Annotated in this window: 19 protein-coding genes; 10 read left to right on the top strand and 9 right to left on the bottom strand. The window is 69.7% G+C overall.

Annotated features, from left to right (window positions below; all coding sequences use genetic code 11):
- The first annotated feature begins 14 nt into the window (after window positions 1-14).
- From ABZ192_RS11830 to ABZ192_RS11820, 3 genes are all read left to right on the top strand, one after another.
- Complete coding sequence (locus ABZ192_RS11830; protein WP_356924344.1) at window positions 15-527, top strand: pyridoxamine 5'-phosphate oxidase family protein; 513 nt, start codon at window positions 15-17, stop codon at window positions 525-527.
- A 22-nt stretch (window positions 528-549) separates the two neighbouring features.
- Complete coding sequence (locus tag ABZ192_RS11825; protein ID WP_356924343.1) at window positions 550-996, top strand: VOC family protein; 447 nt, start codon at window positions 550-552, stop codon at window positions 994-996.
- Window positions 997-1071: 75 nt separating this feature from the next.
- A complete protein-coding gene (locus ABZ192_RS11820; protein WP_356924342.1) occupies window positions 1072-2319 on the top strand; it encodes a hypothetical protein in 1248 nt (415 codons plus the stop codon).
- Between the two features lie 26 nt (window positions 2320-2345).
- Here ABZ192_RS11820 and ABZ192_RS11815 read toward each other — a convergent pair whose 3' ends face one another.
- From ABZ192_RS11815 to glnA, 3 genes are all read right to left on the bottom strand, one after another.
- Window positions 2346-3299, bottom strand: a complete 954-nt coding sequence (locus tag ABZ192_RS11815; protein ID WP_356924341.1) for an HD domain-containing protein — start codon at window positions 3297-3299, stop codon at window positions 2346-2348.
- Between the two features lie 10 nt (window positions 3300-3309).
- Window positions 3310-4482: a hypothetical protein gene (locus tag ABZ192_RS11810; protein ID WP_356924340.1), complete on the bottom strand. Its 1173-nt coding sequence runs from the start codon at window positions 4480-4482 to the stop codon at window positions 3310-3312.
- Window positions 4483-4664: 182 nt separating this feature from the next.
- Entirely contained in the window at window positions 4665-6026 is a 1362-nt protein-coding gene (glnA, locus tag ABZ192_RS11805; protein ID WP_030249586.1) for a type I glutamate--ammonia ligase, read from the bottom strand.
- A 294-nt stretch (window positions 6027-6320) separates the two neighbouring features.
- Here glnA and ABZ192_RS11800 point away from each other — a divergent pair, with 294 nt between their 5' ends.
- On the top strand, window positions 6321-7511 hold the full coding sequence (locus ABZ192_RS11800; RefSeq protein WP_356924339.1) for a globin domain-containing protein: 1191 nt from the start codon (window positions 6321-6323) through the stop codon (window positions 7509-7511).
- Here ABZ192_RS11800 and ABZ192_RS11795 read toward each other — a convergent pair.
- A complete protein-coding gene (locus ABZ192_RS11795; protein ID WP_356924338.1) occupies window positions 7508-7957 on the bottom strand; it encodes an Rrf2 family transcriptional regulator in 450 nt (149 codons plus the stop codon). The genes ABZ192_RS11800 and ABZ192_RS11795 overlap by 4 nt on opposite strands.
- A 172-nt stretch (window positions 7958-8129) precedes the next feature.
- Between ABZ192_RS11795 and ABZ192_RS11790 the strand changes: the two genes are divergently transcribed.
- The 6 genes from ABZ192_RS11790 to ABZ192_RS11765 all read left to right on the top strand — a co-directional run bounded on the left by ABZ192_RS11790 (window position 8130) and on the right by ABZ192_RS11765 (window position 14851).
- Entirely contained in the window at window positions 8130-8795 is a 666-nt protein-coding gene (locus ABZ192_RS11790; protein WP_356924337.1) for a DUF3105 domain-containing protein, read from the top strand.
- On the top strand, window positions 8792-9412 hold the full coding sequence (locus tag ABZ192_RS11785; protein ID WP_356924336.1) for a DUF305 domain-containing protein: 621 nt from the start codon (window positions 8792-8794) through the stop codon (window positions 9410-9412). Before ABZ192_RS11790 ends, ABZ192_RS11785 begins: the two co-directional genes overlap by 4 nt.
- Before the next feature lie 205 nt (window positions 9413-9617).
- Window positions 9618-11561, top strand: a complete 1944-nt coding sequence (locus ABZ192_RS11780) for a S53 family peptidase (protein ID WP_356924335.1) — start codon at window positions 9618-9620, stop codon at window positions 11559-11561.
- A 92-nt stretch (window positions 11562-11653) separates the two neighbouring features.
- The gene (locus ABZ192_RS11775) at window positions 11654-13408 is read left to right on the top strand and encodes an NAD+ synthase (RefSeq protein ID WP_356924334.1); all 1755 of its coding nucleotides are present in this window, start codon (window positions 11654-11656) and stop codon (window positions 13406-13408) included.
- 119 nt (window positions 13409-13527) lie between these two features.
- Window positions 13528-14235: a haloacid dehalogenase type II gene (locus ABZ192_RS11770; RefSeq protein ID WP_356924333.1), complete on the top strand. Its 708-nt coding sequence runs from the start codon at window positions 13528-13530 to the stop codon at window positions 14233-14235.
- Window positions 14236-14254: 19 nt separating this feature from the next.
- Window positions 14255-14851, top strand: coding sequence for a class I SAM-dependent methyltransferase (locus tag ABZ192_RS11765; protein ID WP_356924332.1), 597 nt, complete (start codon window positions 14255-14257; stop codon window positions 14849-14851).
- 18 nt (window positions 14852-14869) lie between these two features.
- Here ABZ192_RS11765 and ABZ192_RS11760 read toward each other — a convergent pair whose 3' ends face one another.
- The 5 genes from ABZ192_RS11760 to ABZ192_RS11740 all read right to left on the bottom strand — a co-directional run bounded on the left by ABZ192_RS11760 (window position 14870) and on the right by ABZ192_RS11740 (window position 20684).
- Window positions 14870-15793 carry an NADP-dependent oxidoreductase gene (locus ABZ192_RS11760; protein ID WP_356924331.1) on the bottom strand — a complete coding sequence of 308 codons (924 nt, stop codon included), beginning with the start codon at window positions 15791-15793 and terminating at the stop codon, window positions 14870-14872.
- A 146-nt stretch (window positions 15794-15939) separates the two neighbouring features.
- Window positions 15940-17184, bottom strand: a complete 1245-nt coding sequence (locus tag ABZ192_RS11755; RefSeq protein ID WP_356924330.1) for an MFS transporter — start codon at window positions 17182-17184, stop codon at window positions 15940-15942.
- 254 nt (window positions 17185-17438) lie between these two features.
- Complete coding sequence (locus ABZ192_RS11750) at window positions 17439-18656, bottom strand: MFS transporter (protein ID WP_356924329.1); 1218 nt, start codon at window positions 18654-18656, stop codon at window positions 17439-17441.
- A gap of 155 nt (window positions 18657-18811) precedes the next feature.
- Window positions 18812-19873, bottom strand: coding sequence for an endonuclease/exonuclease/phosphatase family protein (locus ABZ192_RS11745; RefSeq protein WP_356924328.1), 1062 nt, complete (start codon window positions 19871-19873; stop codon window positions 18812-18814).
- Between the two features lie 175 nt (window positions 19874-20048).
- Window positions 20049-20684: a TetR/AcrR family transcriptional regulator gene (locus ABZ192_RS11740; RefSeq protein WP_356924327.1), complete on the bottom strand. Its 636-nt coding sequence runs from the start codon at window positions 20682-20684 to the stop codon at window positions 20049-20051.
- Window positions 20685-20716 lie beyond the last annotated feature (32 nt).

Genomic DNA, 20716 nt, shown 5'->3' with positions numbered 1-20716 from the left:
CCAGGAGGACGCTCATGACCACCATGCACCCGCAGACCCGTCTGGACCGCCGCTACAGCGACGAGACGGCCACCGCGACCGACTGGCAGGAGGCCGAGGCGCGGCTCGGGGCCGCCGAACTGTTCTGGATCACGACGGTGCGCCCGGACGGCCGCCCGCACGTCACCCCGCTGCCGGCGGTCTGGTCGGACGGCGCCCTGCACTTCTGCACGGGCCCGGAAGAACGCAAGGCCAGGAACCTCGCCGAGAACCCGCACGTCGTGCTGACCACCGGCACGAACACCTGGAACCAGGGCTACGACCTGGTGGTCGAGGGCGAGGCGACCCGCGTGACCGACGACGGGCGGCTACGCGAACTGGCCGCCGCGTGGGAGGCGAAGTACGGCAGTTTCTGGCACTTCGAGGTACGGGTGGGCTATTTCCACCACGGCGCGGGGCACGCGGCCGTCTACTCGGTGGCGCCGCGCACCGTTTTCGGCTTCGGTAAGGGGGAGCCGTTCAGCCAGACGAGGTGGCGGTTCGCCTGATGCCTGACGAAGGAGTCATGCCATGGACTTCACGCTCGAAGTCATCCCGCTGCCCGTGACCGACATCGACCGCGCCCGGGACTTCTACCGCGACAAGGTCGGCTTCCACGTGGACATCGACCAGGAGGTCATGCCCGGGATGCGGATCGTCCAGCTGACGCCTCCCGGCTCGGGCTGCTCGATCGCGCTCGGCGACTCGATCTGGGAGATGACTCCCGGACCCACCCCGGCCCCCGGTTCCTACCAGGGCCTGCAGCTGTGCGTCGCCGACATCAAGGCGGCCCACGCGGAACTCGTCGAACGCGGCCTCGACGTCTCGGAGCCGGTCCAGTACGCCCCCGATGACGGTGCCACGTTCATGCACTTCCAGGACCCGGACGGAAACGGCTGGGCGATTCAGGAGTACCGGCAGCGGGCGGAGAAGCCGCTGCACCTGCTTCTGGCGGAACTGAAGCGACAGCAGGGATGACCGGAAGGCTCACCGCCGCATTGTCACCGTCCGGCATACTGGCGTGTCAATTTGCCGGACGGTACGATGCGCGATATGGGCATGCCTCCGCTTGCGCTCGATAATTCGACCTTTATCAGCGCCCAGGAGTTCATCACTGCACAGAACCGTGGCGAGCGGAGTCGCGATCCATTCGCACGCCAATCCTATGTGGAATTGGTGCAGTCTCTTATTTTTCAGCCCGCGGTGAGAGTGATCCACCCGGTGCACCTCACTCCTGCCTCCGAACAGTTCGGTGACGAACCGTACCTTTTGCGGCGCCTGCTCGAACTCGGCCTGGTCACGCCGGTACAGGTCTTCGCCGACTCGGTGCAGCGTCTGGCCGCCGCGGAAACAGAGGTGCTCAGCACCTTGCAGACCCGCGGCGTGGAGGCGATGCTTTCGTTCTTACGCTCCATGGATGCCTGTGATCAGGAAGCGGAGGCGGCGGGAAACATCGGCCTCCGGAAGAGGATCCTGCAGTGGAATGATTTCCACCAGACGCAGATCCCCCATCATCTGGTGCGCGTGCCGACCTCGGACGGAATCGAACCGGACCGACTCGGCGAGTGGGCCCGCGCGACATCCGTCGCCATCGGTGAACTCTTCCGCCCGCTGATGCCGGGGGCAGTGGAGCCGTCGAACTTCATCGCGGCCCTGGCGAGGTCGCTCCGCTACCAGGCGCGAGCGACTGTCACCGGCCATGCCTACCAGCCGCACGGCCTCCGCCGGGATTTCGCGGTGACCAGCCAGATCCTCTCGGACGGCCTGGACGAGGAGACCGCGGTGGATGTGATCAAGCTGATTCGCGGCATCCATGAAAGCCTGAGCGAAAACGCGGGCCCCGCACGCTCTCGTCACCTCGAGTTGCTCCGCCTTGAATTACCGTTGGTGGGAGGGCGGTTGTGGAACAACGAAGAGGCGGGCCTGCGGACGGAGCGAGAATGGATCGACCTCGTCTGTGACCGCATCATGAGTTACCGGATGAAAGCGGGCTCCCTGAGGGAGCTCGTCCGCGGTATCAGGACCGAGGAGGACGTCCTCCGTTTTGAGCGTGACATCGAGGAGATCGCCCAGCAGCTCAACGAGCGCCTCGGACTGAGCACCGCCGACATCACGCCTCTGGAGAGCCAGCTTGCCGAGGGGGTTTCTTCGGTCGCGTCCACCGCGTCCGGTCTTCCCATGGTGGGCGGCCTCTGGATCGGCGCACGGGCCACGCTGAAGCGCTACTCGTTCCGTGGGAACACCACTCAGAAATTCGTCTACCAGGAGTACCTCAGCGCTTGGCGCCGCGCGAGCCGCTGAGGTGCGGCGCCGGCCGACCGGGCTGCTCACATGAAACAGCGGTTCGGCTCGAACCTCCGCACGTAGTCCAGGGTCGGTTTGAGTTCGGTCACCGTTTCCTCGGCCACCAGCCGCTCACGCAGCACATAGGCGACCATGTCGACTTCGGTCCACCGGGTCAGGCATGCCTGGGCGTTCTCTCCCAGGCGACTGACCACCGGGTCCACGAGGACCCTCCGGATCATCTCGCCGTGACACACCTTCTCATTGTTCAGGGGGAAAATGTAATCCTCCAAAAACTCGGAGCGCAGTGCCGTGCGAACGCCCCAGAACCTTTCGCTCTCCAGCGGATCGGAACTCAGGAAATCATGATCGGCGAGAAATTTACGGGTGGACCTGAAGACCAGTGAATTGAAGTTGCGGACGTACCTGGCCACGTCCGTTTCTTGGTTCAACAGGACGTAGAGGTACTGGAGTTCCTCCAGGAAGGCGTAGTCCCCGACGGGCAGGCGCAGCAGTTCGAGCGCGTCGTCCGGGAGCTCGGACGGCGACAGGTTCAGGCCGGTGATCGTGAACAGGGTGTCCTCGAAGAAGCCGGTCACGATGTCCGCCAGCAGCACCGCGCGTGCTGCTTGGTTCAAACCGGGAACGCGTTTGCGCGCGATGTCGGCGGCTTGCCTCACGGTTTCCGCCGACAACCGGCCTGCCGTGAAGCGCTCGATGTCGTCGGCCTGGTCGAAGTGTCCCTTCTCGGCGTTGTGCGCGAAAGGCCAGCGATTGATGTCGTGCAGCCAGGAGAACAGCAGCACCTCCGACCGCGGCAAGCTGCGTTCTTCCCCTAACGACAAGGCCAGGGAAGCCACCCTCGTGACATGTTCGTAGCGCGAGAAGGCAAGAGTTCGAGGGTCGCCCCCATTGGGGTGCACCGTGACAAAACCGGTGATGCTTCGCAATCGCTTCGCGGCGTAGGTCAACCAAGTCGGAAGGAGTTCCGACACCATCGTTCCAGAGCTAATCATTGCCGCCTTCCCTGCCGAACCTACCGAGCCAGGCACGCTCTGCTGAGATTGATTCGGGTAGAAGTTCGATCTGATACTTGTGCAGTGTCAGGCTGATCAATGACTGCTGTGCCTTCCCACAGGTCCGGACGCGTCGGCCAGGGAGTACCTCAAGCCGGGAGGTGCTGCCTCCCAGTTGACTCGCGATCCATGAAAGCGGCTCGTCCGGCACCTCCGGTTGCAGGGTCTGAGATCGGCACAGGGCCCGCTGGGCCGTTGGGCAGTTGCAGGGCAGGCACTGCTCCGCAGCGCCGCGCCGATGGTCCCACACTCCGAGGGCTTCTGCTTTTCCGGTGGCCAATGCGATGGCGCACGAGGTGCTCCGGTAGACCGGGTATCCGACGGCAGCCGCGGCGGTGTTGATGTCCGCCCAGGCCCCGTCGTCCCACATCTCGTCACATGCCCGGGAGCGCCCTTCGAGCAAACCGGTCTCGATCAGTTCCTGCTGAGCGATTCCCGCTCCGGCGGAGAGGCCGATGGCAACCGAACAGCGGTACTCCGAAGCCTTCAGCCTCCGTACCGTCCGGATCGCCCAGTCGGCGGACGGCACACTGCTGCGGACGATCGGCCGCCAGAAGTGCACCATCGTTATGTTGTCGAAGTCCCGGCAGCTGAATCCGGCGTCAAAGGTCTCGTCCGGGGTGAGGACCGGCCCGCGCTCCGTCCGTAATCGCATGGTCGTGCGATGAAAGGACTGCGAGCAGAAGACGACAATGGCGATGTTCAGGGCGTCGAGGGCCTCCGCGAGGGCTCGTGGCATACGCCCTTTCGTCACCACCACCAGAGGCCGAGCGAGACCGGCACCGGCCAGTTCGCTCGCGAATCCGCGAAGGTATTCCTGATTGGTGGCGGTCAGCAGCATATCCGTGTAATTACCCAAGCAGACAGGGGTGGAATCCATGTCATGGCTCAGGTCGCCGCGCGTTTCATCGAGGTACTCGCACAACATTTCCACTGCTCGCCCCGGAGTAACCCTCGGCCTGGGCTGCTGCGCCTTCAGTCCGATCGGACCGAGATAGCAGTAGGCGCAATTCGCGGGGCAGCCGATGATCGGGTCGACGCTGATCCATGTGTCATGCTCGGCGATGATGGGCACATGCTTGCGAAGCGCTTCTCCGGTCGTCAATTCGCTGCACCCCTGTCCAGTGGTGGTCCGAAACGGCGACGAGCGGTGAATATTCTAGCGTCGGTGGCGTGACCACAGGCCTTGAGTGACACAGCTTTCGACAGCTTTCGAGACACCTCGGGGCCGACGGTCCCCGACCGTCGGCCCCGGGTTTAAGTCGCGGAAATCCGCGCCGGCCGTCCTTACAGCGCCGGAAGGTTCTTCCGCAGCTCGAACGCCGTGACCTCCGAGCGGTACTCCTCCCACTCCTGCCGCTTGTTGCGCAGGAAGAAGTCGAAGACATGCTCGCCGAGCGTCTCGGCGACCAGGTCGCTGCGCTCCATCAGGGTCAGGGCCTCGCCGAGGTTCTGGGGCAGCGGCTCGATGCCCATCGCACGGCGCTCGGCATCGGAGAGGGCCCAGACGTCGTCCTCGGCGCCCGGCGGGAGTTCGTAGCCCTCCTCGATGCCCTTCAGACCGGCGGCCAGGAGGACGGCGTAGGAGAGGTACGGGTTCGCCCCGGAGTCCAGGGAGCGGACCTCGACCCGGGCGGAGCCGGTCTTGCCGGGCTTGTACATCGGGACGCGGACCAGCGCCGAGCGGTTGTTGTGGCCCCAGCAGATGTACGAGGGGGCTTCGCCGCCCGCGCCCGCCGTGCGCTCCGCGCCGCCCCAGATGCGCTTGTAGGAGTTGACCCACTGGTTGGTGACCGCCGAGATCTCCGCCGCGTGCCGCAGCAGGCCCGCGATGAAGGAGCGGCCCACCTTCGAGAGCTGGTACTCCGAGCCCGACTCGTAGAAGGCGTTGCGGTCGCCCTCGAAGAGGGAGAGGTGGGTGTGCATGCCGCTGCCGGGGTGCTCGGAGAACGGCTTCGGCATGAAGGTCGCCTGGACGCCCTGCTCCAGCGCCACCTGCTTCATGACCAGGCGGAACGTCATGACGTTGTCGGCCGTCGAGAGCGCGTCGGCGTAGCGCAGGTCGATCTCCTGCTGGCCGGGCGCGCCCTCGTGGTGGGAGAACTCGACGGAGATGCCCATCGACTCCAGCATGGTGATCGCCTGGCGGCGGAAGTCCATGCCGACGTTGGTCGGGGTGTGGTCGAAGTAGCCGGAGTTGTCGGCGGGCGTCGGACGGCTGCCGTCCAGCGGCCGGTCCTTCAGCAGGAAGAACTCGATCTCCGGGTGCGTGTAGAACGTGAAGCCCAGGTCGGAGGCGCGGGCCAGGGAGCGCTTGAGCACGTAGCGCGGGTCCGCGAAGGACGGCGAGCCGTCCGGCATGAGGATGTCGCAGAACATCCGGGCCGTGCCCGGGGCCTCCGCGCGCCAGGGCAGGATCTGGAAGGTCGACGGGTCCGGCTTGGCGATCATGTCGGACTCGTAGACCCGGGCGAAGCCCTCGATGGCGGAGCCGTCGAAGCCGATGCCCTCGTCGAAGGCCTGTTCCAGCTCGGCCGGGGCCACGGCGACGGACTTGAGGAAGCCCAGGACGTCCGTGAACCACAGGCGTACGAACCGGATGTCGCGCTCCTCCAACGTCCGGAGCACGAACTCCTGCTGCTTGTCCATCTTCCGCTTCCCCATCCTTGCTGGTCAGGCCGCCTGTCTTCCGTAGCTCGGGAGGCGGTCGGGCACGTGAGCATCCCACCACACCACCATTTCGTGCGCGTTGCGCACCATGATCGCCCGGGCGGCCCCGGACCGAACGCCTCACGTACGGCGGGTGAACTGCTCTTCCGCCCATAGTGCCTGCTCGCACCGGCATCCGTAACGGCCGGTTCGGTTCGCTCCCCTCCCGCTTAATTTGCATTTCATATGCAACTTTAAATACCGTGCGCGGCAGTCGAGTCCTGAGGAGTCCCGATGCTGTCCGAGCAGTCAGCCGCCACCGTCCGCGCCACCCTCCCCGCCGTCGGCGCGGCCCTCGGCACGATCACCGAGCGCTTCTACGCCGGGCTGTTCGCGGCCCACCCCGAGCTGCTGAACGACCTGTTCAACCGGGGCAACCAGGCCGCCGGCACCCAGCGGCAGGCGCTCGCCGGATCCATCGCCGCCTTCGCGACGCACCTGCTGGACCACCCGGAGCAGCGGCCGGACGCGATGCTGGACCGCATCGCCCACAAGCACGCCTCCCTCGGCATCACGCCCGAGCAGTACGACATCGTCCACGAGCACCTGTTCGCCGCCATCGCCGACGTACTCGGTGACGCCGTCACCCCCGAGGTCGCCGCCGCCTGGGACGAGGTCTACTGGCTGATGGCGAACGCCCTCATCGCCATCGAGCAGCGGCTCCGAAAGGAGCGCGGCGGGCACGCCTGGCGGTCCTGGGAGGTCGTCGAGCGCGTCGCCGAGACCGAGGACGTCGCCACGTTCCGGCTGCGGCCCGCCGACGGCGGTCCGGTGCGGGACTTCCTCGCGGGCCAGTACGTCTCCGTCCGCGTCGCCCTCCCGGACGGCGCCCGGCAGATACGTCAGTACAGCCTCTCCGGGGCGCCCGCCCCGGACCTGCGGCAGATCAGCGTGAAGCGGGTGCAGGGCGACGGCACCCCCGACGGCGAGGTCTCGAACCACCTGCACGCGCGTGTGCGGGTGGGTGACCGCCTGGAGCTGTCCGAGCCCTACGGCGACCTCGTCCTGGACGCCGGCCCCGACACCCCGCTGCTGCTGGCCTCGGCGGGCATCGGCGTGACCCCCATGACCGCGATGCTGGCCCACCTCGCCGACTCGGGACACCGCGCCCCGGTCACGGTCGTGCACGGCGACCGCTCACCCGCCACGCACGCCCTGCGCGCCGACCACGAGGCCTACGCCGCCAAGCTGCCCGGCGCGGCCGTCCACTTCTGGTACGAGCAGGACGCCCCGGAGGGCACCCGCTCCGGCCTGGTCGACCTCGCCGACGTCCCCGTCGAGCCGGGCACGCGCGCGTACCTGTGCGGGCCGCTGCCCTTCATGCGGGCGGTACGGGCCCAGCTGATCGGCAAGGGCGTGGCACCGGCCGACATCCACTACGAGGTGTTCGGTCCGGACCTGTGGCTGGCGGGGCGGACCGCCTAGACGCCGCGGGGATCGGCGCCCCGCGAGATCCCCAGCAGCAGGGCCCCGGTCGGCTCCGCCACGATGTCCCCCACCGTGACCGGGTCCAGCGAGGTGAAGAACGCCTCCTGGGCCCGGCGCAGGGCGGTGCGCAGGCGGCAGGCGGAGTTGAGGGGGCAGGGGGTGGCGCCCTCGCAGTCGACGACGTCGCCGCCGCCCTCGAAGGCGCGGACCACGGCGCCCACCGACGCGGTGCGGCCCTGCTCGGTGAGCGTGAGACCGCCGCCGCGGCCGCGGCGGGCGGCCAGCAGGCCCATGTGCTGGAGCTCGGCGACGACCTTCGCCAGGTGGGTGTAGGGCACATCCATGCCGGCGGCGACGTCCCGGGTCGTCGGAGTCGACTCACCGGCGACGGCGAGCCGCATCAGGACCCGCAGGGCCAGGTCGGTGGAGCGCAGCAGCCGCATACCCGCAGCCTAGGTAATCGGTATCCCAGGTTCAAATAATGCGGAAGCTGTCGGACACCTGTCGGTGCCGTATCGATTCAGCCCATTCCCGCGACGGCCCTACGAGGGGCCCCGTCTCCCCCATTACGATCAGCCCACCCGACCGTCCCCCTTTTCCCACGAAGGACACCCCATGGGCTCCGCCAAGAAGAGCAACACGGACCGCAAGGCGCGGATAGAGGAGATGCGGCGCGCCGAGCAGGCCCGTGAGCGTCGCAACCGGATCCTCACCATCACGGCCAGTGTCGTGATCGTCTGCGGTCTCGTCGCCGGCGGTGTCGTGCTCGTGCGGTCCCAGTCCGACGGCGGCAGCGACACGGCGTCCACCGACACCTCGGGCAAGGGCAAGTTCGTCACGGGCAAGGACGGCGTGAAGACCTGGGAAGGCGAGCTGGCCCGCAACCACGTCAACAAGGCGGTGAAGTACGCCTCCGTGCCGCCGGTCGGCGGCGACCACAACCAGGTCTGGATGAACTGCAACGGCGACGTCTACACCAAGGAGATCAACAACACCAACGCCGTGCACTCGCTGGAGCACGGCGCGGTGTGGGTGACGTACAACGCCGACGCGAAGAAGGCCGACGTCGACGCGCTCGCGGCGAAGGTGAAGAAGACGCCGTACACGCTGATGAGCCCGCTGGACGACCAGAAGGATCCGGTCATGCTGTCGGCGTGGGGTCACCAGCGCACGGTGACGGGGGCGAGCGACCCGAACGTCGACAAGTTCTTCGAGAAGTTCGTCCAGGGCGAGCAGACCCCCGAGCCGGGCGCCGCCTGCACGAACGGGCTGTCGCAGTGAGGCAGGCCGCTCTGATCGCCGGGGCCGCGGCGACGGCGCTCGTGGCGGCCGGCGCGATCACCTACGCCGTCGCCGGGGACGACGGTGGCGGCCGGACCCCCTCCGCCGAGTCCGCGGACGCCGGTTTCGCGCGGGACATGGCGGTGCACCACCAGCAGGCCGTGGAGATGTCCTACATCGTGCGCGACCGCACGAAGGACGAGGAGGTGCGGCGCCTCGCGTACGACATCGCGCAGACGCAGGCCAACCAGCGCGGCATGATGCTCGGCTGGCTCGATCTGTGGGGGCTGCCCAAGGTGTCCTCCGAGCCGCCGATGACCTGGATGGACATGGGCGGCATGGCCTCCGGCAAGGACGGCGCGCTGATGCCGGGCATGGCGACCAACACCGAGCTGAAGAAGCTCGGCGAACTCAGCGGCAAGCAGGCCGAGGTCTTCTACCTCCAGCTGATGACGGACCATCACAAGAGCGGCATCCACATGGCCGAGGGCTGTGTCGACAAGTGCAAGGTCGGTGTGGAGAAGCGGCTCGCCCAGGGCATGGTGGACGCGCAGCAGTCGGAGATCGGACTGATGGCGGACCTGCTGAAGGAGCGGGGCGCCGCGCCGCGCTCGTAGGGCGTGAAGCATCGGAGGACGTGAAGCATCGGAGGGCGGAAACAGAGGGCGTAAGCCTCAAATCGCCCTCCCTTACGGCTCCTTGGGCTCTTCTTGGCCTCCGTAGGGCGCTTCTTGGGGTGCGCATTCCCCTGGCATGAACGGTTCGTCGCGAGAGTGGCGACGGTCGAGTGATCCACTCGCGACGAACCGCACAGGGGGTTTCATGAGATCCAACCGCGCCACGGTGCGTGCCGGGCTGAGCATGGCGGCGACACTGCCGATGCTCGCCGGCGCGCTGGCGCTCGGCATACCCGCGGCGCACGCCGCCGACCACCCGCTCCGCGACCTGCTCGCCGGGACCAAGCCCGCGTGGGCCACGGCCAGGGCCGACAAGGGTGCCGCTTCCGACGGCGCCGGGGTGTCGGCCCGGGTCTATCTCCGGGGCCGCGACGCGGCCGGCCTGGCCGCGTACGCCAAGGCCGTCTCCGACCCGACGTCGGCCTCGTACGGCAAGTACCTGACCGCCAAGCAGGCGCAGGCCCGCTTCGGCGCGACCAAGGCCCAGGTGGCGGCGGTGAAGGCCTGGCTGACGGCCGCCGGTCTGGAGGTCACCGGCGTCACGGCGCACTACGTCTCCGTCACCGGTGACGTGGCCGCCGCGCAGAAGGCGTTCGGCGCCCAGCTGCACAACTTCGCCAAGGGCGCGAAGACCTACCGCGCCCCGGCGAGCACCGCCTCCGTGCCGGCGGGCCTGGCCGGCGCCGTGCTGACCGTCGCGGGTCTCGACAACGCCCCGCACATGGTCACGCACGACGACCAGCTGCCGCCGCCGGACACCGTCTTCCGCAACGCCGGGCCGTTCTCCTCGTACTACGGCTCGAACACCGCGAGCACGCTGCCGGACGCGTACGGCACGAAGATCCCGTACGCGATCAAGGGCTACACCGGCAAGCAGCTGCGGGCCGCCTACGGCGCGGGCACGCACACCGGCAAGGGCGTCCGGGTCGCCATCACGGACGCGTACGCCTCCCCGACGATCGCCCACGACGCGGCCACCTACGCCGGCAAGCACGGCGACGCGGCCTGGAAGACCGGCCAGCTCCACCAGGTGCTGCCCAAGAAGTACACGGACACCAAGGCGTGCTCGGCCTCCGGCTGGTACGGCGAGGAGACCCTGGACGTCGAGGCCGTGCACGCGGTCGCGCCGGCCTCGGACGTCACCTACGTGGGCGCCGCGTCCTGCAACGACACCGACCTGCTCGACGCGCTCGGCAAGGTCGTCGACCACCATCTGGCCGACATCGTCTCCAACTCCTGGGGCGAGATCGAGGCCGCGCAGACGCCCGACCTCGCGGCCGCCTACGACCAGGTCTTCCAGCTGGGCGCGGTCGAGGGCATCGGCTTCTACTTCTCCTCCGGCGACGATGGCGACGAGGTCGCCAGCTCCGGGACGAAGCAGGTCGACTCCCCGGCCAACTCGGCGTGGGTCACCGCCGTCGGCGGCACCTCGCTGGCCGTCGGCAAGAACGACACGTACCTGTGGGAGACCGGCTGGGGCACCGACAAGGCGAACCTGTCGGCCGACGGCAAGAGCTGGACGGACTTCCCCGGCGCCTTCACCTCCGGCGCGGGCGGCGGCACCAGCAGGACCGTCGCCGAGCCCTCGTACCAGAAGGGCGTCGTGCCGGGCGCGCTGGCGAAGGCCAACAGCGCGGCGGGCAACCGGGTCGTCCCGGACATCGCGGCGATCGCCGACCCGAACACCGGGTTCCTGGTCGGCCAGACCCAGACGATGCCCGACGGGAAGACGCAGGCGTACAGCGAGTACCGCATCGGCGGCACGTCGCTCGCCGCGCCGACCATCGCGGCCATCCAGGCACTGGCCCAGGAGGCCCGCGGCGGCACGCCGATCGGCTTCGCCAACCCGGCGATCTACGCGAAGGCCGGCTCGAAGGCCTACCACGACGTCACCGACGACCCGACGGGCTCCGGCCTGGCCGTGGCCCGCGTCGACTTCGTGAACGGCTACGACGCCACGGGCGGCCTGGCCACGTCCGTGCGCAGCCTGGGCAAGGACAGCTCGCTGTCCGCCGTGAAGGGCTACGACGACGTCACCGGCGTGGGCACGCCCGCGAGCGGGTACGTGGAGTCGTACCGGCGCCGCTGACGTCGGACGGCTGACCTCCGCAAGGGGAACAGGGGTGGCGTGGGGTGACCCACGCCACCCCATTGCGTCGCTCTGACGATTACACTGGGCCCGTGCCTCAACTACGTCTCGCCCTGAACCAGATCGACTCGAGCGTCGGCGACCTCGCCGGGAACGCCGAGTCGATCGTCCGCTGGACCCGGCACTCCGCCGAGCAGGGGGCCCATCTCGTGGCGTTCCCCGAGATGACGCTGACCGGGTATCCCGTCGAGGACCTGGCCCTCAGGTCGTCCTTCGTGGAGGCCTCCCGGGCGGCGCTGCGGAGCCTCGCCGTCCGCCTGGCCGACGAGGGCTTCGGCGAGCTGCCGGTGATCGTCGGCTACCTCGACCGCTGTGCGACCGCCCAGCCGAAGTACGGCCAGCCGGCCGGCGCGCCGCAGAACGCGGGGGCGGTGCTGTACGGGGGCGAGGTGGTGCTGAACTACGCCAAGCACCACCTGCCGAACTACGGCGTCTTCGACGAGTTCCGCTACTTCGTGCCCGGTGACAGCATGCCGGTCCTGCGCGTCCACGGCGTGGATGTCGCCCTGGCCATCTGCGAGGACCTCTGGCAGGACGGCGGCCGGGTCCCCGCGGCGCGCTCGGCGCAGGCGGGCCTGCTGATCTCGATCAACGCCTCGCCCTACGAGCGCAACAAGGACGACACGCGCCTGGAGCTGGTCCGCAAGCGGGCCCAGGAGGCCGGCTGCACGACGGCCTACCTCGCCATGATCGGCGGCCAGGACGAGCTGGTGTTCGACGGTGACTCGATCGTCGTGGACAAGGACGGCGAGGTCGTGGCGCGGGCGCCGCAGTTCGCCGAGGGCTGCGTCGTCCTGGACCTGGACCTGCCGGCGGCGGCCGCGGACGCCCCGACGGGTGTGGTCGACGACGGCCTGCGCATCGACCGGGTGGTGCTGTCGGAGGAGCCTCTGGCCCCGTACGAGCCCGAGCTCACCGGTGGCTACGCCGACCGCCTGGACGACGACGAGGAGGTCTACTCGGCGCTGGTCGTGGGCCTGCGGGCGTACGTCGCGAAGAACGGCTTCAAGTCCGTCCTGATCGGCCTGTCGGGCGGTATCGACTCGTCGCTGGTCGCGGCGATCGCCTGCGACGCGGTGGGCGCGCAGAACGTGTACGGCGTGTCGATGCCGTCGAAGTACTCCTCGGACCACTCCAAGGACGACGCGGCGGACCTGGCCCGCCGCACCGGCCTGAACTACCGCACGGTCGCGATCGAGCCGATGTTCGACGCCTACATGGGCGCGCTGGGCCTGACGGGCCTGGCCGAGGAGAACCTCCAGTCCCGCCTGCGCGGCACGCTGCTCATGGCCATCTCCAACCAGGAGGGCCACATCGTCCTGGCCCCCGGCAACAAGTCGGAACTGGCGGTCGGCTACTCCACGCTCTACGGCGACTCGGTGGGCGCCTACGGCCCCATCAAGGACGTCTACAAGACGTCGATCTTCCGCCTGGCCGAGTGGCGCAACCGGGCCGCCCGGGAACGCGGCCAGACCCCGCCGATCCCCGAGAACTCCATCACCAAGCCTCCGAGCGCGGAACTCCGCCCGGGCCAGGTGGACACGGACTCGCTCCCCGACTACCCGGTGCTGGACGCGATCCTGGACCTGTACGTCGACCGGGACCGGGGCGCCGACGAGATCGTCGCGGCCGGTTACGACCGGGAGCTGGTCACGAAGACACTGCGCATGGTCGACACGGCCGAGTACAAGCGACGGCAGTACCCGCCGGGCACGAAGATCTCGGTGAAGGGCTTCGGAAAGGACCGCCGCCTGCCGATCACGAACGGGTGGCGGGAGTCGGTCTGACAGCCTCGTCGCTCACGAACGTGACGCCCCCGTCACCGTCTTGACCGGTGACGGGGGCGGTGGCAGCATCGTCACCTCCTCAGGTGGTGACGGCTGCGGCACGAAGGCGGGGAAGACGCGTGACCGGGATCCGCGACATCGAGGTCGTCGTCATCGACGTCCTCGGCACACTCGTCGACGAGCCCAGAGGGCTTCGAGCGGCGATCCACGAAGCCCTGCCCGCGTCCGATGAGGCGGCTGCCGACGACCTGCTCGCCCTGTGGCAACAGCACCGCGAGGACGAACAGCGGCGCATCCGGCAAGGGCTGCGCGCGTACGCCGGCACGGAGATCATCGACGCGGAGGCAGCGCGGCGCGTGGCCGGGCGGGCCGGACTCTCCGACCCCGCGGCCATCGCCCGGCTGGCCACAGCGGGCCGGCGGCTGCCGCCCTGGCCCGACTCCGTCGCCGGTCTCGAACAGCTCGCGCGGCACTTCCCCCTGATCGGGCTCTCCAACGCCGGCCGCGCGGCGCTGCCGCGCCTCAACGCGCACGCCGGGCTGCGCTGGCACCAGGCCCTGTCCGCCGAAGCCGTCCAGGCGTACAAGCCGGCGCCGGAGGTGTACCGGCTCGCGCTGGACGCCGCGGGATGCCCTCCGGACCGCGTCCTCATGGTGGCCGCCCACGCCTGGGACCTGCGCGGAGCGCAGGCGGTCGGGATGCGGACCGCCTTTGTCCGGCGGCCGGTCGGGGATCCGCCGGCGAACACCGACACCTTCGACGGGCGGTTCGACGAACTCGCCCAACTGATCAGCTCGCTGACAGGGAGTCAGGTAACGTCTGGCTGACACCGACAGGGGGTTGATCATGGCAGGGCGTGTGGTTCCGGACCGTGTGGTTCCGGACCGTGTGGTTCCGGACCGTGTGGTGACCGCCGAGCGGCTGGCCGCCGAGGCGGGGTTCGTCAAGAGCTGCATCCCGGAAGTGGGCAGGCTGCTCCGACTGGCCGCCGCCGCCAAGCCCGGCGGGGTCGTCGCCGAGAGCGGCACCGGCTCGGGTGTGGGCACCGCCTGGCTGCACAGTGGTCTGGGGGCCGGTGCGCGTCTCGTCACCGTGGAGCGCGACGAGGAGCTGGCCCGGCGGGCGGCGGGCGTCTTCGCGGACGACGACCGGGTCAGCGTGCTGACCGGCGACTGGCGGCTCCTTGAGCAACACGCCCCGTTCGACGCCTTCTTCTGCGACGGCGGCGGCAAGCGGGACGCCCCCGAGCGGGTCGTCGAGCTGCTGGCACCCGGCGGCATCCTCGTCCTGGACGACTTCACCCCCTCGGCCGACTGGCCGCCCCGGTTCGAGGGCGAGGTGGACGAGCTCCGCCTCTTCTACCTCACCCACCCGGCCCTGGACGCCACCGAGGTCCTGACCACGCCGTCCAGTTCGGCGGTCGTCGCGGCACGCCGTGCCTGACCGGGGGAGTTCTGTGCCTCAGGGCACGGTGACGACGATCTTGCCGCGCGCGTGACCGGTGGCGCTCTCCTCGTGCGCCGCGGCGATGTCCTTCAGCGGGTACACCCTGTGCACCGGCACGGTGAGGCGGCCCTCCTCGGCGAGGGACGCGGCGTACGGCAGTCCCGACCAGCCGGGCTCCCCCACGCCGGAGCGGGAGAGCCGTACTCCGTGGCGGGCGGCGTCGAAGTCGGCGATCGTCACCACGCGGTGGGGGTCTCCGGCGATGGCGACCAGGTCGGCGAGGGAGCCCTTGCCCGCCGCGTCCAGCACCACGTCGACGCCCCGCGGAGCGAGCGGGGCCAGGCGGCCGGCCAGGCCGGGGCCGTAGGTGACCGGCGTGACGCCGAGTCCGTCGAGGAAGGCGTGGTTGCGTTCGCTCGCGGTGCCGATCACGGTCAGCCCGCGGGCCCTGGCCAGCTGCGCGGTCATCGTGCCGACGCCGCCGGCCGCGCCCTCGATGAGGAGGGTCATGCCCTCGGCGGCCCCGAGGGCGTCCAGCACACGGGTGGCCGTCTCGACGTTGCCCGCGGCACCGCCCGCCGCCTCGAAGGACCACACCCGGGGCTTGCGGGCCCATGCCTCCAGCACCGCGTACTGGGCGCAGGCCCCGCCCAGCCGGGCCAGGGGGACGAGGCCGAACACGGCGTCTCCCACGGCGGTGCCGGTCACGCCTTCGCCGACCTCGTCGACGACTCCGGCGGCGTCCATCCCTGGGATGTGGGGGAAGCGCAGGGAGGCCAGCTCCGTCAGCATCCCCGAGCGCAGGTACCAGTCGGCGGGCGTGACGCCCGTGGCACGCACGGAGATGCGGACCTGCCCCGGGCCGGCGTGGGGTTCCTCGGTCTCCTCCACGGAGAGGACCTCTGGACCGCCGTAGCGGTGGTAGCGCGCAGCCAGCACTGGCAACCTCCGTGCATCCGGGAGTGGTTCAGGGAGAACCGCCCGGAACCGGTGGGGTGTTCCCCGCGCGCCGAAGTGAGAGACCGACCGGCCGCGTCCTCTCGGTTGCCGAGTGGCTGCGGGCTGCAGTGGTGAGTTGCGGTGTCTCATGAGTGGCTGCGGGACGGTTCCGGCTCGTGCTGCGACGTCTGGTCCTGTCGGGGAAGCAGGAGCGGGGTGGTCAGGATGAGCAGTCCTGCGACCGTGAGGGCGGTGCGTGGGCTGGTGAGGTCGGCGAGCAGCCCGGCGAGGGCGGTGAGGAGGGCGATGGACGCCTGCTGGCCGATCGACCAGGCCGTCAGGGTGCGGGCGACGAGATGCTTGGGGGTGTGTTCGAGCCGGTAGGTGGCGAGTACCGGGTTGTACAGGCTCATGTTGATGATGATCGCCAACTCGATGGCCATCACGGTGACGAGGCCGACGACGCCGGGACGGACGAAGGCCAGGCCGATCAGCCAGATGGCGCGCAGGGTGCCGACGGTCCGGAAGACCCGGTGCCGGCCGAAGCGGGCTACGACATGGCGGGCCAGTCGCGAGCCGATGAGTCCGCCGAGGCAGGGGGCGGCGAAGGCGAGGCCGTACTGCCAGGGTGGGAACCCGAGCTGGCGAAGCAGCAGCACGGCCAGCAGCGGCTCGGTCGCCATGATCAGCCCGGCGACGACCATTTGGTTGAGGTAGAGCGGCCGCAGACCGGGGTGGCCCATGATGTGTCGCCAGCCGTCGAGCAGTGCGCCCGCCCGGAGCGGGCTCTTGTCGGTTGTTCGCGGCGCTTCGTCCTGGCCGCGGATCGCGGTGATGCCCAGCGCCGAGAGCAGGTAGCTGAGCGCGTCGGCCACCACGGTGGTGACCGGCCCGAACAGGCCGATCGCCGCCCCGCCCAGCGGTGGCCCCACCGCGATGGAGCTCCAGTTCGTGGACTCCAACCGCGCGTTGGCGACGAGAAGGTCGTCCGGCCGCACGAGAGCCTTGAGGTAGGCGCCACTGGCCGCGTTGAAGGCGATCTTGGCTGCGGCGACCACGGCCGAGACCACGAGCAGTTGGACGAAACCGAGCCATCCGAAGGCGTAGGCGACGGGGATCGTCGCCATGGCCGCGAACCGGGCCAGATCCATCATGATCATGACCGGGCGCTTGCGCCGGAATTCCACCCACGGCGCGAGCGGCACCGCGATCAGCGCCCCCACCGCGGGCCCCACCGCGGAGAGCGCGGACACCTCAGCGGGTCCGGCATGCAGCACCAGCACGGCGATCAGCGGCAACGCCCCGAACCCCAGCCCGGACCCATAGGCGCTCACCGCGTATGACGCCCACAGCCAGTCGAACTGCCGGCCCAACCGTCGTCTGCCCACCATGCTCAGCGTGCTCCCCTTGAGGTCCCACCGGACAAACCGACGTTGACCGATGAGAGGTAAGCGGGCAGGACGACAGCAGGTCAAACAACCGACCTGCAAGCAGTCCACAACCACCAGTTGTTCGCCAAGGGGTCGGCGTGGATCTCGAAGCAGTCCCCCTGCATGAAGCAGTCCCCCTGCATACAGAGCGGCAGCCCGCGGAACACACCCGCGAGCTGCCGCCCGAGTCACAGCGCCGGCGCACCGGCCTTTCGTCAGCGGCGTACCGCTTCCGCCTCCTGCGGGACATGGCTCGCCACGACCCGCTCGCGCCCGCCGGCCGGCACACTGCGCCGGTCCACCGCGTACGCCAGCGACGCCACGCCGAGGCCGAGCACGGCCAGGGCCGCGCCGGCCAGGGCCGGGGAGGTGACCCCGAAGCCCGCGGCCAGGGCGAGGCCGCCGATCCAGGCACCGCCGGCGTTGGCCAGGTTGAAGGCGGCCTGGTTGGCGGAGGAAGCCAGGGACGGGGCCGAGGCGGCCTTGTCCATGACCATCAGCTGGAGCGGGGAGCCGGTGGCGAAGGCCGCCATGCCGAGCAGGATCACGGCGACGGCGGCGGTGAGTTCCGTGCGCATCAGCAGCGGGAACAGTGCCAGCACCGCCACCAGGGCGCCCAGTCCGCCGAACAGGGTGCCCCGCAGGGAGTGGTCGGCCAGGCGGCCGCCCAGCAGGTTGCCGGCGGTCGCGCCGACGCCGAACAGGGCCAGCAGCAGGGTCACGCTGGCGCCGGCGTACCCGGCGGCGTCCGTGAGCATGGGCGTGATGTAGCTGTAGGCCGCGAACAGGGCGCCGAAGCCCGCGACCGTGGTGCCGAGCGACAGCCAGACCGGGACGGAGCGCAGGGCGGCCAGTTCGCCGCGCAGGCCCTTCGCCGTGGCGTGCTCGTGGTCGTGCGGGATCAGGAACGCGAGCGCGGCGATCGCCGCCAGGCCGATGGCGCTGACGCCGAGGAAGGTCGCCCGCCAGCCGAGCTGCTGACCCATGAGGGTCGCGACGGGCACGCCCACGACGTTCGCGACCGTCAGGCCGAGGAACATCAGGGAGACCGAGCGCGCCTTGCGTTCGGGGCCGACCATGTTCGTCGCGACGACGGCGCCGACGCCGAAGAAGGCGCCGTGCGGCAGACCGCTCAGGAAGCGGGCCGCCAGCAGCCAGCCGTTGTCGGGAGCCAGGGCCGACAGCGCGTTGCCCGCGACGAACAGCCCCATCAGCCCGATCAGGACCGTACGGCGGGACATCCGGGCGGTGACCGCGGCCAGCAGCGGGGCGCCGATGACGACGCCCAGCGCGTACGCCGACACCAGGTGGCCGGCGCTGGGTATCGAGATGTTGAGGTCGTTCGCGACGTCGGGCAGCAGCCCCATCATCACGAACTCGGTGGTACCGATGCCGAAGGCGCCCACGGCGAGGGCGAGCAGGGCCAGGGGCATGAGGGAGCCTTTCGAGACTTACGGGTTCGTACTTCGTGACTTCGTATGTTCAAGTACGGAACAAAGTCTCGCAGGCCCACTATTCCGCCAGGTCGCCGAGAGGTGAAGCCTCGGTTGCCGGCTCCTGCCGAACAGGCCCTGAGCTGCGGTTTTCCTCAACCGCCTGTGGTGACACTCACACGGGCCGCGATCGGCAGATGGTCACTGGCCGTCTCCGGCAGGGTCCATGAGCTCTCCGGCTTCAGACCCCGGACCATGATCTGGTCGATGCGCGCCATCGGGAACGACGCCGGCCAGCTGAACCCGAAGCCGTTGCCGGCGGCGCCCTGCGTGGAGCGCATCTGGGAGGTGACGGCGTTGAGCGCGCGGTCGTTCATGGTGCCGTTCAGGTCGCCGAGCAGGACGACGTTCCTCAGCGGTTCGTGGGCGATGGCCTCGCCCAGGAAGTCGGCGCTCCGGTCGCGCTGCCGGGCCGTGAACCCGGCCTCCATCTTCACGCGCACCGAGGGCAGGTGGGCGACGTAGACCGCGACCTGCCCGGCCGGGGCGGTCACGGTGGCGCGCATCGCCCGCGTCCAGCCCAGGTCGATGTCGACGGCCCGCACTCCGGTCAGCGGGTACTTGCTCCACACCCCGACCGTGCCCTGCACCGAGTGGTAGGGGTACGTCGAGTCCAGTGCCCGCTCGTACGTCGGGACCGCGTCCGCCGTCAGCTCCTCCAGGGCCACCACGTCCGCGCCGGAGGCGGCCACGTCACGGGCGGTGCCGGCCGGGTCGGGGTTGTCCGCGTTGACGTTGTGCGTGGCCACGGTGAGGTCGCCGCCGGTGGCGGTCTTGTCGCTCACCTGGCCGCCGAAGAGGTTCAGCCAGACCAACGCCGGCAGCAGCACCGCGATCAGCGCGGTCGCGGACTTGCGGACCACGGCGAGCAGGAGCAGCACCGGGATGAGGAGACCGAGCCAGGGCAGGAACGTCTCGACGAGGCTGCCCAGGTTGCCGACGGTGTTCGGGATGCGCGAGTGCAGCATCATGACCACGGCCAGCAGCACCGCGCACACGGCCAGGACGACGCCGCGCCGCCAGATGCGCCGGTCGCGGAGCCGGTCACCGAGCCGGCCACCGAGCAGCCGGTCGTACAGGCGCCGAAGCCGGTCTCCCCGGGGCTCGTGCCCCGAGCCGCCGTTGTCCGTCTCCGTCATGTACGCCTGCTGCGCCATACCGTCGCCTCACTGCCTGCCGTGCACACCATCGCCCCGTGTCTACGACCCTAGGGGATGATCCGTTCCGTTCCCGCCGTCCCTCGACGGCCGTACGGGGGCGATGACGTACGAGCCCGGGCACCGAGTTCCGACCGGGGCCTCAGTAAGCGCCCTCTGTGACGAAACGCGCACACTAGGACCCGTGAGCTGCGGAACTGACGGGCCGTAGGCCTTCGAGGAGTGTGTCGACGACCTGGGCGGCGAGGTCGTCGGGGAGGTCGGCGTCCGGGCGCAGGACGGAGCGCACGAGCACGGGCGCGATGAACATGTCGCTCAGCAGTTCGAGGTCGACGTCCGTGCGCAGTTCGCCGTTCTCCTGCCCCCGGCGCAGGATCTCCAGGCCGAGCCGGCGGCGCGGTGCGAGGACCGTGGCCTCGTACGCCGCCCAGATCTTGGGGCTGCTCTTCATCTGGGCGTGCACATTGGTCAGGATCGCCGAGGAGCGGTTGGCCAGGCCGCGCCGGCGCGCCTGTTCCAGCAGGGCCACGAGGTCGTCGCGCATGGAGGTGCCGGGGAGCGGCGGCTCGGGGGGTTCGACCGCGCGCAGGACGTCGACGAAGAGTTCCTCCTTGCCGCTCCAGCGCCGGTAGATGGTGGCCTTGCCGACGCCTGCGGTCCGGGCGACGCGCTCGATGGACAGTTCCGCGAGGGGCACGCCCTCCTCCAGGAGCCTCATCAGGCCCTCGATGATGGCGCGCTCGACGGCCTCGCTTCTGGGGCGGCCCCTCGCAGGGCCGTCGTGCCGGGGTTGCCTTGCGGCGAGGCTCACGTCGCTCCGTCCTCTCTCGAGCGGGTCGGGGA

The sequence above is a fragment of the Streptomyces sp. NPDC006235 genome, assembly GCF_040613735.1.
GTDB lineage: Bacteria > Actinomycetota > Actinomycetes > Streptomycetales > Streptomycetaceae > Streptomyces.
The sequence above is the reverse complement of the archived record's forward strand: the minus strand, read 5'-3'. Positions and strand labels throughout refer to the sequence as shown.

Coding starts and splice junctions, on each gene's coding strand:
- ABZ192_RS11820 (WP_356924342.1), top strand. CDS start 1,072: ATGGGCATGCCTCCGCTTGCGCTCGATAATTCGACCTTTATCAGCGCC.
- ABZ192_RS11800 (WP_356924339.1), top strand. CDS start 6,321: ATGCTGTCCGAGCAGTCAGCCGCCACCGTCCGCGCCACCCTCCCCGCC.
- ABZ192_RS11745 (WP_356924328.1), bottom strand. CDS start 19,873: ATGGCGCAGCAGGCGTACATGACGGAGACGGACAACGGCGGCTCGGGG.
- ABZ192_RS11825 (WP_356924343.1), top strand. CDS start 550: ATGGACTTCACGCTCGAAGTCATCCCGCTGCCCGTGACCGACATCGAC.
- ABZ192_RS11830 (WP_356924344.1), top strand. CDS start 15: ATGACCACCATGCACCCGCAGACCCGTCTGGACCGCCGCTACAGCGAC.
- ABZ192_RS11790 (WP_356924337.1), top strand. CDS start 8,130: ATGGGCTCCGCCAAGAAGAGCAACACGGACCGCAAGGCGCGGATAGAG.
- ABZ192_RS11795 (WP_356924338.1), bottom strand. CDS start 7,957: ATGCGGCTGCTGCGCTCCACCGACCTGGCCCTGCGGGTCCTGATGCGG.
- ABZ192_RS11765 (WP_356924332.1), top strand. CDS start 14,255: ATGGCAGGGCGTGTGGTTCCGGACCGTGTGGTTCCGGACCGTGTGGTT.
- ABZ192_RS11780 (WP_356924335.1), top strand. CDS start 9,618: ATGAGATCCAACCGCGCCACGGTGCGTGCCGGGCTGAGCATGGCGGCG.
- ABZ192_RS11750 (WP_356924329.1), bottom strand. CDS start 18,656: ATGCCCCTGGCCCTGCTCGCCCTCGCCGTGGGCGCCTTCGGCATCGGT.
- glnA (WP_030249586.1), bottom strand. CDS start 6,026: ATGGACAAGCAGCAGGAGTTCGTGCTCCGGACGTTGGAGGAGCGCGAC.
- ABZ192_RS11755 (WP_356924330.1), bottom strand. CDS start 17,184: ATGGTGGGCAGACGACGGTTGGGCCGGCAGTTCGACTGGCTGTGGGCG.
- ABZ192_RS11815 (WP_356924341.1), bottom strand. CDS start 3,299: ATGGTGTCGGAACTCCTTCCGACTTGGTTGACCTACGCCGCGAAGCGA.